Genomic DNA, 10,878 nt, shown 5'->3' on the forward strand with positions numbered 1-10,878 from the left:
GGTTTAAACCGCAGCAACTCGACTGGACCCGGTGAAACCCCGGGTGGCTCTTCCGGCCGCCAATCCGCCGGACCGCGCAACTGACCCGATGCGACTGCCCTGGCCGAGCCGGGCGTCCGTCCGTTTGCGGAATCCCATCCCATGCAGCTCATGTCTCGCGTTCGCCGCGACTGGTTCTCCAACCCGCGCAGCGACGTGCTGTCCGGTATCGTTGTCGCCCTCGCGCTGATTCCGGAGGCGATCGGCTTCTCGGTCATTGCCGGCGTCGACCCCAAGGTCGGCCTCTATGCCTCGGTGGTGATCGCCTGCGTGATCGCCTTCACGGGCGGCCGCCCGGCCATGATCTCGGCCGCCACGGCCGCCACAGCGGTGGTCATGGTCAACCTCGTCCGCGACCACGGCGTGCAATACCTGTTCGCGGCCACCATCCTGATGGGGCTCATCCAGCTCGGCGCCGGGCTGCTGAAGCTCGGCCGCCTGATGCGCTTCGTGTCGCAATCGGTGATGACGGGCTTCGTCAACGCGCTCGCCATCCTGATCTTCCTGGCGCAGCTGCCCGAACTGATCGGCGTCACGCCGGCGACCTACGGGCTGATCGCGCTGGGCCTCGCCATCATCTACGGCGTGCCGCGCATCACCCGGGCGATCCCCTCGCCCCTGATCGCCATTGTGGTGCTGACCGTGGTGACGGCCGCGTTCGGCCTGGACGTCCGGACGGTGGCGGATCTCGGCGAACTGCCCTCCGCGCTGCCGAACTTCGGGCTGCCCGACGTGCCCTTCACGTGGGAAACCCTGCGCATCATCCTGCCCTACGCCATCACGCTCGCGGCGGTGGGGCTGCTCGAATCCCTGCTCACCGCGCAGATCGTCGATGACATGACGGACACGACGTCCAACAAGACGCGGGAATGCTACGGGCAGGGCAGCGCCAACATCGCGTCGGCCGTGTTCGGCGGCATGGGCGGGTGCGCCATGATCGGCCAGTCGGTCATCAACGTCTCGTCCGGCGCCCGGGGGCGGCTCTCGACTCTGGTCGCCGGCGTGTTCCTGCTGGTGCTGCTGGTCGCCCTGCAGGACCTTCTGGCGGTGGTGCCCGTGGCGGCGCTGACGGCGGTGATGATCATGGTCTCGCTGAGCACGTTCTCCTGGCGCTCGCTGGCGCAACTGCGCTCGAACCCGCTCTCGTCCTCGCTCGTGATGCTGGCCACTGTGGCCGTGGTGGTGGCCACCAAGGATCTGGCCATCGGCGTCCTGGTCGGCGTGCTGCTGTCCGGCGTGTTCTTTGCCGGCAAGGTGTCGCGGCTGAGCCGGGTCGTCTCCGAGCTGTCGGACGACGGCCGGACCCGGACCTACCGGGTCACCGGACAGGTCTTCTTCGCCTCCGCCGGCACCTTTGCGGATGCGATCGACGTGCTCGAGCCGGTGGACCGGATCGTGGTCGATGTCCACGGGGCCCATTTCTGGGACATCTCAGCCGTCGCCGCTCTGGACCGCATCGTGCTGAAGGGCCGTCGTAACGGGCGCGAGATCGAGGTGATCGGCCTCAACGAGGCGAGCGCCACCATGGTCGACCGCTTCGGCGTGCACGACAAGGACGACGGACGGGCCTCCGCAGCCGCGCACTAGCGGGGGCGAGCCGCCGGTCAGTCCTCCTGGTCGACCGGGCTCTCGCCGCCGGCCTGCAGCGACAGGAAGCGGGCCACCGATTGCAGATGCCGCCGCATCGCAGTCTCGGCCTCCGGTCCCTGCCGGGTCGCCACGGCCTCCACGATGGCGCCGTGTTCGTGCGAATAGCGGTGCTGCCGCTCGGCCGTGAGCGCGCTTTCCCACAATGAGGCCCAGGCCGGCTGCTGCCGCACGGTGTTGATGGCGTCGAACAGCGCCAGCAGCAGCACGTTGCGGGAGGCGGCCACGATGGACCGGTGCAGCGTCGCGTCCCAGCGGCCGTAATTGGAATAGTTCGGCGCCGCGTTGCTCTTGTCGAGGCAGACGCGCAGATGCGCGATGTCTTCGGCCGTGGCCCGCATCGCGGCGAACCGCGCCGCGCGCGGCTCCACCACCAGCCGAACCTCCATCACCTCCGTCGGGCTGGTCAGGCCACTGATCAGGGCGAGGTCGGTCGAGGTGTTGACGGGGCGCGACCCGACAAACGTCCCTTGCCCGACATGGCGCCAGATGCGGCCCTCCGCCTCGAGGCGGGCGAGCTCCGCCCGCAGCAGAGTGCGGCTCACGCCGAGCTCGGCCGAGAGTTCGCGCTCCGGCGGCAGGCGGGTCGCGACCGGATAGCGGTTACTGTTCAGGAGGGCGCGCAATTGTTGGCCGACCCGCTCGGTCTTGCTCATTCGTCCACCCCGTATGCCGGCGTGAGGTGCTCCCGGGCCGGCTTCATACACCGGCTCCGACCGGATAGGCGATAGGACCAATTGCTTATTGGTCCATACGGCAAAGACCAGGCTTATTCGCAGATAACCGAAGCACTTAGGATGAGGCTGTTTCCGACTTCTATGCCTCGTTGACTCCAATTTCGGATTTGGCGCACCTTGCTGCGGCGCGTTGGCGCGATTGGTGCATGGGGCGGTCCGAACGATGCCGGTACACGACACGATCATCCGTGGAGGGCGTATCATCACGCTCGATGGCGACTCGCGGGTCGTCGAGGCCATGGGCGTGCGCGACGGCCGCATTTCGGCGGTGGGCACCGAGCCGGAGGTGATGAGCGGCCGGGGGCCGCACACCACCGTTCTCGACGTATCGGGTCAGACCGTCATTCCGGGCTTTTTCGACGCCCACCCGCATATGGACCGGCAGGGCCTCAAGGCCCGTGGCGGCATTCCGCTCGACGGCTGCCGGTCGATCGCCGAGATCCTGGAGGTGGTGCGGACCGCCGTCGCCGCGACGCCGAAGGGCGAGTGGATCGTCCTGATGCCGATGGGCACGCCCCATACGGATTATGTGTACCGGCCCGAGCAATTGGCTGAGGGGCGCTTTCCGACCCGGCACGATCTCGATCCGGTCTCGCCCGATCACCCGGTCTTCATCAGGGCCCCGTGGGGATGGTGGAGCCACCGGCCGTTTCCGACGGTCGCGAATTCCCGGGCGCTGGCCATCGCCGGCGTCACCCGGCACAGCAAGCCGCCCTACAACACGCAGATGCTCACCGACGAGAGCGGCGAGCCGACCGGCGTGTTCCTGGACCGCAACTACGCTCCCCTGATGGAGTACACGCTGTTCAAATGCGTGCCGCGGTTCACCTACGAGGACCGCATCGCCGGGGTCCGGCTCGGCTCAGCCGCCTATAGCGCGGCCGGCACGACCTCAGGCTACGAGGGGCACGGCCTGACGCCGCCGCTGATCGACGCCTATCGCCAGGTCCACGCCCGGGGCGACCTCACGGTCCGGATGCAGATTCCGCTCAGCGTGCCGTCGGCGGCCTTCGACAACCGCAAGATCACCGACCTTCTGCACCACTGGGCGAGCGACCTGCGCGACCGCGGCAGCGGCGACGGCCTGCTGCGGTTCGAGGGGATCTGCGTGGATGTGGGCGACGCCACGGTGGCAGCCACCATCGCGCAGGATTACCCCTATGAGCAGTGGGCCGGGCACTTCTACCAGTCGCTGTCGCACGAGCGCTTCGTGGAGATCGGCGTCGCGGCCGCCCGCCTCGGCATCCGGCTGAACTGCCTCGTCTGCTACGACCTCGAGCGCGTTCTGCGGGCCTATGAGGCGATCAACGAGCAGGTCGACATCACCGAGCGGCGCTGGGTCATCATCCATGTGATCACGGCGAGCGACGACCAGATCAGGCGCATCAAGAAGCTCGGCCTGATCGCGACCGTGACGCCCGGCTTCATGTTCATGGCGTCGGACCGGTTCGGGCTCGACAAGCTGCGCGACGAGGGGATCCCGATCCGTCGTCTCCTGGATGCCGGGGTGCCGGTCGCGCTGTCGACCGACAACGTCCCCTATTCGATGCTGTTTGCCATGTGGCAGGCGCTGTCCCGCTTTGACGGCGATTCCGGCACCAAGCTCGGCCCGAGCCACCTCACGCGCGAGGAAGCGCTGCGGATCAGCACCGTCACGGGCCACCAGCTGGTCTGGGCGGAAAACGATCGCGGCCCGCTCGAACTCGGACGCGCCGCGGATTTCGTGGTCCTGGCGGACGACCCGCTGACCTGCCCCGAGGACTCGATCAAGGACATCGCGGTCGAGCGCACCTTCGTGGCGGGCCGGCAGGTTTTCGCGCGCTCGGTCTGATCCCGCCCTTGGGTTGTCGCCCTTACAGCTAGTGGAGATGCATCGTGGACCGTCGATCGTTCCTGACGCGCACAGCCCTGGGATCCGCCGCAGCCTCGGCCGCCGCGACCATCGCGGCACCCGCCATCGCCCAGTCGCAGCCCACGGTGAAGTGGCGGCTGACGTCGAGCTTTCCGAAGAGCCTGGACGCGATCTATGGCGGGGCCGAGCTGATCTCCAGGAAGGTGGCCGGGCTCACCGACGGCAAGTTCACCATCCAGGTTTTCGCGGCCGGCGAGATCATGGGCGGATTGCAGGCGCTCGACGGCGTGCAGAACGCCACCGTCGAGGCGGGTCACACGATGACCTATTACTACATCGGCAAGGATCCGACCTCGGCTTTCAGCGCCGCCATCCCGTTCGGGCTCAATTCACGCCATCAGGTCGCCTGGATGTCACAGGGCGGCGGCATGGAACTGATGAACGAATTCTGGAAGCAATATAACGTCTTCTGCATCCCGGCCGGGAACACGGCGGCCCAGATGGGCGGCTGGTTCCGGCGGGAGATCAAGACCGTCGAAGATCTGAAAGGGCTGAAGTTCAGGGTCGGGGGCCTGGCCGGGCAGGTGCTCAGCAAGCTCGGCGTCATCCCGCAGCAGATCCCGGCCGGCGACATCTATCCGGCGCTGGAGCGCGGCGTGATCGACGCGGCCGAGTGGCTCGGGCCCTACGACGACGAGAAGCTCGGGCTGAACAAGGTCGCCCGCTACTACTACTATCCGGGCTGGTGGGAGGGCACCGCCCAGGTCTCCATGCTGGTGAACCTGGATGCCTGGAACGCCCTGCCGGCGCAGTACAAGCTGGCCCTGGAGACGGCCTGCGAGGCCACCACCTCGTGGATGATGGCCCGCTACGACGCGCTGAGCCCGCCCGCTTTGCGCCGGCTCGCAGCCTCTGGCACGGAGTTCCGCGCCTTCCCCCGGGAGGTCATGGAGGCCTGCTACCGGGCTGCCCTGGAGCTCTACGACGAGCTTGCGGCCTCGAACCCGAATTTCAAGAAGGTGTACGAGCCCTGGCGCAAGTTTATGGAAGACGAGCACCTCTGGTTCCGCGTCGCCGAGCACACCTTTGACACCTTCATGTACAGCCGGCCCCTCCGGTCTCGCTGAGCCGCCGTCCGGCACCGTGTCCGAGGAACCCGGTGCGGCGCCGGCGTGCCGGTATTCGGGCCCTCAGGGCACCTGCGACGGCTCGGGCCGCCTCAGGTCCGAGATCGCCGACGCCTCCCATCAGCCGTGCCCGGCTTGCGCGACCGAGGATTATCTGAAGGTCGCCAAGGAGCGGGCGGAGCGCCGGCAGTTCCGGCTTCGCGGCTGCCCGTGCTGCCCGGAGGGCGCATCCGGGCTCGACATCTGGCTGGTGCTCCTCGAGATCGCGCTCAAAAGCAACCGGCCGGCCACGGAGGCTGCGCTGCCCAAGCTCGGGCTGATCCGGGCCATCGGGCCGGACCAGTCCGTCGTCGCTCTCGACTACCGCTGACGCACTTCGCGTGCCGGCGCCGCGAGGCGGCGCAGCGCTCCACCCGCGGCCGCCCTGGCTCGCCTAGCCGAAGCGGGCGAGCGCCTTTTCCACAAACCTGTCAGTGAACGTCGTCTCGAGCTGGAACTGGCTCTCGGAGAGGGACCGCTCCGCCCTCAGCAGCGTTTTCAGCGTGTTGCGGGCGCCCTCGATGCCGATCCGGCCGTCCTTGGAAATGCCCTCCCGGCCCTTCTCGAAGGCCGCGAGGTAGAGGTCCGGGTCCCCCGCCAGGTAGGCGGGTGGCACAACGGCGAGAAGATCGGCCGGCTGCGCCGTGCGGAGCCAGACCAGGCTTCGCACCATCGCGTTGGTGAGGGCCTGGACGGTGCCGGGCCTGCTCTGCACGAAGGCCTCCTCCGTATAGAGGCAGCCCGACGGCACGGGGCCGCCGAACAGGTCGCGCGTGCCCTCCGTGGTTCGGACGTCGTAGATGATCTTGGCGCCGGCCGTGCGTTCGGCCTGGGTCACGGCCGGGTCGATGTTCGAGATCGCGTCGATGCGGTCGTGCAGGAGAGCCGCGATCGCGCTTGCGCCCGATCCGACCCCGATAAAGGAGACATCCTTGGGGCCGAGGCCGCCCCGGGCCAGGATGATCTCCGCAAAGGTCTGCGAGCCGGCACCGGGCGCCGTCACGCCGATCCGGGCTCCCTTCAGGTCGGCGGGTGACCGGTAGGTCGCGGCCAGCTTGCGGGAGATCGCGAAGGCGAAGTTGGGATAGCGACCCTGGGCCACGAAGGCCTGGATGCGCAGTCCCTTAGGCTGGATCGAGACCACGTGCTCGAAGGCGCCGGAGGCGACGTCGATGCTGCCCCCGACCAGCGCCTGCATGGTCCGCGAGCCCCCGGTGAAGTCGCTGAACCGAGGCGTGAGCCCCTCCTCGCGGAAATAGCCGAGCCGCTCGGCGACGGTGAGCGGGAGGTAGTAGAGCGAGGCGCGGCCCCCGACGCCGATATGGACGTCCGCCAGTTCCACGGCCGGCTGCTGCGCTCTCAGCGGCCCGCCGCCCGCCGCGGCCGCAAGGCCCGCCAGCACGGTTCGACGTGAGATCATGATGCTCCTCCCGCTGGTGTGGTCGTTGGGGCGTCGTCCGTCTGCGTGCTGTCCTTCTCGTGCGGCGCGGGGGCGGTCCGGCGGCCTTGTCAGCGGCCGATCACCTCCGCGGTATGCTCGCCCTGGGACGGGCCCCGGGTCGCGACCCGCCCGGGCTCGCGCGCGAACTTGAACGGGGTGCCGATCCGGAGCGTGCCGTCGGGCTCTTCGAGAATCATCTCGCGCTCCCGCAGCGTCGGTTGCAGCAGCCCTTCCGCCAAGTCGTTCACCGGCGCGTAGCAGACGTCGAGCTGGGACAGATACGCGTCCCATTCGTCGCGGGACCGGGTCCGGAAGGTCTCCGTGAGGAACGCCCGGACCGGGTCCTGCACGGGCCCGGCGGGCTGCCTGCAGAGCCCGACGAGGTCGGGCCGGCCGAGCGCCGTCAGAAGGGTCTCGGCGAATTTGTGCTCCGAGCCGGACAGCACCAGGAACTTGCCGTCCGCGGTTTCGTAGATGTTGTAGAACGCCGCGCCGCCATAGAGCCGCTCGGTCTCGAGCCGGGGCGGCGTGCCGCTGCCGAGCGCGTCGTGAGCGATCGGCGCCGTCCAGGTCATCAGCGTGTCGAGCATGGACACGTCGATGAAATCGCCCTCTCCCGTCGTTCCCCGCCGTAGCAGCGCCATCAGGATGGCCGAGAGGCCGGTCAGGGCGAGAGAGATGTCGGCCATCGGCAGGGCCGGCATGACGGGTCGCCCGTCGGTCCCGCGGGCCAGGCTGAGCACGCCCGAGATCGCCTGCGCGCCGAGATCGTGCGAGGGCCGCTGCGCCCGCGGACCGGTCTGGCCGAAGGCCGACAGGGCGCAGTAGACGATCCGGGGATTGATGGCCCGGATCGCCTCGTAGTCGATGCCGAGCCTGCGGGCGACGCCGGGCCGGAAGGATTCGACGATCACATCGGCCCGGCGGGCGAGCTCGTGAAAGGCGGCCAGCCCGGCTTCCGATTTCAGATCCAGCTCGCAGCTCTTCTTGCCGCGCTGCGTGTTGCGGAAATAGACCGTCTGGCCGCCGACATCGGGTCCGAGCGTGCGGGTCGGCTCGCCGTCGCGGCTCTCGATCTTGATCACCTCGGCGCCGTGATCGGCCATGCACATGGCGATGTAGGGGCCGGGCAGGAAGCGCGACAGATCGAGGACGAGCAGGCCTTCGAGCTTCATGGTCAGCCCTCCCGGCCGATGGCGCGCGCCGCCGTCAGGCTCCTGATGCGGTCGGCCGAGAAGCCCCAGGCCGCGAGCGCCGCCTCGGTCTGCGCGCCAAAGGCCGGCGGCGGGCCTTTGATGCTGGACGGCGTGCGGCTGAAGCGGGGCGCGGGCGCCGGCTGCACGATGCCGTCGACCTCGACAAAGCTGCCGCGCGCCTGGTTATGGGGGTGACTCGCCGCCTCCGTGAAGCTCAGCACGGGCGCGAAGCACACATCCGTGCCCTCCAGGATCTCGCACCACTCGGCGCGGGTCTTCTGCCGGAAGCGCTCGGCGAAGATGTCGCACAGCGCCGGCCAGCCTTGCTTGTCGAACTGGCCGGGCAGAGCCGCCGCGTCGAGGCCCAGCATGTCGACCAGCATGTCGTAGAACTTCGCCTCCACAGCGCCGACCGAGACGAACTTCCCGTCGCGCGTCTCGTAGCAGCGCCAGAACGGCGCGCCGCCGTCGATGAAATTGTCCTCGCGCTGCTCGGACCAGTGCCCGACCGAGGCGAGCCCAAAACAGGCGAGCGCCAGGTAGGCCGAGCCCTCCGTCATGGCGACGTCCACGACCTGTCCGAGGCCCGACGAGCGCGCCTCGAGGATCGCGGCCAGGAGCCCCATGGCCAGGAACATGGCGCCGCCGCCCATGTCCCCCACCACGTTGAGGGGCGGCACGGGGCGCTCCCGCGGGCCGATGGCGTGCAGCACGCCGGAGAGCGAGATGTAGTTGATGTCGTGGCCGGCTGCCTGGGCGAGAGGGCCCGTCTGGCCCCAGCCGGTCATGCGGCCGAACACGAGGCGCGGGTTGCGGGCGAGGCAGACATCGGGCCCGAGGCCGAGCCGCTCCATCACGCCCGGGCGCAGCGGATCCACCAGCGCGTCGGCCTTCTCGACCAGCGCGAGCACGGTCTCGATTCCGTCGGGGTTCTTCAGGTCGACCGCGATCGAGGGCCGCCCGCGGCGCCGGATATCGGCCTCCGGGCCGGCGAATTCGAAGCCCAGCCCGCTCGGCTCGCGCCGGTCGATGCGGACGATGTCCGCGCCCATGTCGGCCAGCAGCGAGCAGCACAGGGGCGAGGGCCCGATGCCGGCGATCTCGACGATCCTGACGCCGCTGAGCGGCCCCCCGTTCTTTTGTGCCAACCCCGTGCTCCCTCTTGCCCGCTCCGCGGGTGTCTCAGATGCTGATCCCGGCTTCGGCGAGTTCGTCGGCCGTGAAGCCGAGCTGGCCGATCAGGATGTCCCGGTTCTGCGCGCCGAGCCCGGGGCCGGCCCGCTCGACACGCGCCGGGTTGGCCGACAGCTTGCCGATGGCGTTCTGCATGCGGACCGGGCCGGCGAGCTCCTCGTCCTGCACCGTGACGATGTTTTCACGGGCGGCCACGTGCGGATCGGCCAGGAGGTCGGCCACGCTGTAGACGGGGGCCGCGGGCGCATCGTGCTCCGCGAAACGGCGCACGAGGTCCTCCTGGTCGAACCTGCCCACCGCCGCCTGCAGGGCCTGTTCGATCGCGTCCGCGTTCTGGCGCCGGGCCTGGTTGTCGGCAAAGAGCGGGTCGTCGGCGAGTTCCGGCACGTCGAGCGCCGCGCAGAGCCGCCGGAACACGGCGTGAGCCCCGGCCGACACGGCGATCCACTTGCCGTCCCGCGTCCGGAACGTGTTGCGGGGCGAGACGAGCGGCAGGCGGCTGCCGGAGCGTTCCTGGACCGTGCCGAGCTGGTCGAACTCGATCACGTGCGGACCCAGCATGGTCAGGAGCGCATCGTAGATCGGCAGATCGACCACCTGGCCGCGACCGCCATTGGCCCGACGCGCCTCCAGCGCCGCCATGGTCAGGAAGGCGCCCGCCAGGCCGCTCGTCGTGTCGGCCAGCGCAAAGCCAGGCAGCAGCGGGGGGCGGTCGGGAAAGCCGTTGGTGTAGGCGAAGCCGGTCATGGCTTCGGCGAGCGAGCCGAAGCCCGAGCGCAGCCGGTATGGCCCGGTCTGGCCGAACCCGGAGACCCGCACCAGCACCAGCCCGGGATTGAGAGCGGCCAGCACGTCATAGCCGAGGCCCCAGCGCTCGAGCGTGCCCGGACGGAAGCTTTCGATGACCACATCGGCGTTGGCGGCGAGGCGCCTGACGGCCTCCCGGCCGAGCGCGGTCCCGAGATCGGCCGTGACGCTGCTTTTGTTGCGGTTCAGAGCCTTGTGGTAGAGGCCGACGCCGTTCTTGCGGCCGCCCCAGCTCCGGATGCCGTCCCCGCTCCCGGGCGCCTCAACCTTGATCACCTCAGCGCCGTGATCGGCCAGCAGCATGCCGATGAACGGCCCGGCGATGAAATTGGCGAGTTCGACCACCCGGATGCCGGTCAGGGCGGGGGCGCCTTGCAGGGCGTGGGCGCCCTCCGGCGCTGCCGTCGCCGGGCCGGCCGGGTCGGCGGTGTTCACCGGGCCGCTCTGGCGGGCGGCGGGGCCAGCCAGTGTCGAGCCTGGGCCATCCGCAACGTCGCGGCGCGCCAGGGCACCATCGCGTCCTCCCATGATCTTTCGAGACGGGATGGCCTATATCTCGGCCTGGTGCAACTGATCTCTGGACGAGTTTAATCGAGGCCGTCGAGACTTTAAGTTGGGTCTGTGTAGTTTTTCTCCGGGAATGCGCGCAATATTCTCCTCGCCAGGCCAGGAGAGCGTTCTGTTGGGCTGGCGCGCGCACACATCGCGCGCCGATGCGCGCGCGGTCGTGGGGAGGACGGCCTAAGCCACGCCAGGTCTTTGGCCGGGACGCTGCGAGCGCGGCCGCGCGGCCCGCGCC

General features: G+C 69.3%; 9 protein-coding genes and 1 other annotated feature. Of the genes, 4 read left to right on the forward strand and 5 right to left on the reverse strand.

The annotated features are described in order from the left end of the window. Positions 1-21 precede the first annotated feature (21 nt). Positions 22-77 (forward strand) — a sequence feature (sul1 is cis-regulatory element that is thought to sense ions involved in sulfur or methionine metabolism; They are found in Alphaproteobacteria). Positions 78-141: 64 nt separating this feature from the next. Then, positions 142-1,626, forward strand: a complete 1,485-nt coding sequence (locus JWR86_RS08685) for a SulP family inorganic anion transporter (RefSeq protein WP_299563696.1) — start codon at positions 142-144, stop codon at positions 1,624-1,626. A gap of 17 nt (positions 1,627-1,643) precedes the next feature. Here JWR86_RS08685 and JWR86_RS08690 read toward each other — a convergent pair whose 3' ends face one another. After that, positions 1,644-2,342 carry an FCD domain-containing protein gene (locus JWR86_RS08690; RefSeq protein ID WP_299563698.1) on the reverse strand — a complete coding sequence of 233 codons (699 nt, stop codon included), beginning with the start codon at positions 2,340-2,342 and terminating at the stop codon, positions 1,644-1,646. A 244-nt stretch (positions 2,343-2,586) separates the two neighbouring features. On the opposite strand from JWR86_RS08690, the gene JWR86_RS08695 reads away from it, so the two are divergent. From JWR86_RS08695 to JWR86_RS08705, 3 genes are read left to right on the forward strand one after another with little or no spacing between them, the layout of a single operon-like run. Further along, positions 2,587-4,254 carry an amidohydrolase gene (locus tag JWR86_RS08695; protein ID WP_299563701.1) on the forward strand — a complete coding sequence of 556 codons (1,668 nt, stop codon included), beginning with the start codon at positions 2,587-2,589 and terminating at the stop codon, positions 4,252-4,254. 44 nt (positions 4,255-4,298) lie between these two features. Next, entirely contained in the window at positions 4,299-5,402 is a 1,104-nt protein-coding gene (locus tag JWR86_RS08700) for a TRAP transporter substrate-binding protein (RefSeq protein ID WP_299563704.1), read from the forward strand. A 16-nt stretch (positions 5,403-5,418) separates the two neighbouring features. Then, positions 5,419-5,772, forward strand: coding sequence for a hypothetical protein (locus JWR86_RS08705; protein ID WP_299563707.1), 354 nt, complete (start codon positions 5,419-5,421; stop codon positions 5,770-5,772). A 63-nt stretch (positions 5,773-5,835) separates the two neighbouring features. Here JWR86_RS08705 and JWR86_RS08710 read toward each other — a convergent pair whose 3' ends face one another. The 4 genes from JWR86_RS08710 to JWR86_RS08725 form a co-directional block, all read right to left on the reverse strand. Beyond that, positions 5,836-6,861 (reverse strand): ABC transporter substrate-binding protein, encoded by a 1,026-nt coding sequence (locus JWR86_RS08710; protein ID WP_299563710.1) that lies wholly within the window; start codon positions 6,859-6,861, stop codon positions 5,836-5,838. 89 nt (positions 6,862-6,950) lie between these two features. Beyond that, complete coding sequence (locus JWR86_RS08715) at positions 6,951-8,057, reverse strand: CoA transferase (RefSeq protein ID WP_299563713.1); 1,107 nt, start codon at positions 8,055-8,057, stop codon at positions 6,951-6,953. 2 nt (positions 8,058-8,059) lie between these two features. After that, a complete protein-coding gene (locus tag JWR86_RS08720; RefSeq protein ID WP_299563716.1) occupies positions 8,060-9,226 on the reverse strand; it encodes a CaiB/BaiF CoA-transferase family protein in 1,167 nt (388 codons plus the stop codon). 34 nt (positions 9,227-9,260) lie between these two features. After that, complete coding sequence (locus tag JWR86_RS08725; protein ID WP_299563721.1) at positions 9,261-10,514, reverse strand: CoA transferase; 1,254 nt, start codon at positions 10,512-10,514, stop codon at positions 9,261-9,263. Positions 10,515-10,878 lie beyond the last annotated feature (364 nt).

Origin of the sequence: Enterovirga sp., from assembly GCF_028290205.1 — a bacterium.
Lineage (GTDB): Bacteria > Pseudomonadota > Alphaproteobacteria > Rhizobiales > Beijerinckiaceae > Enterovirga.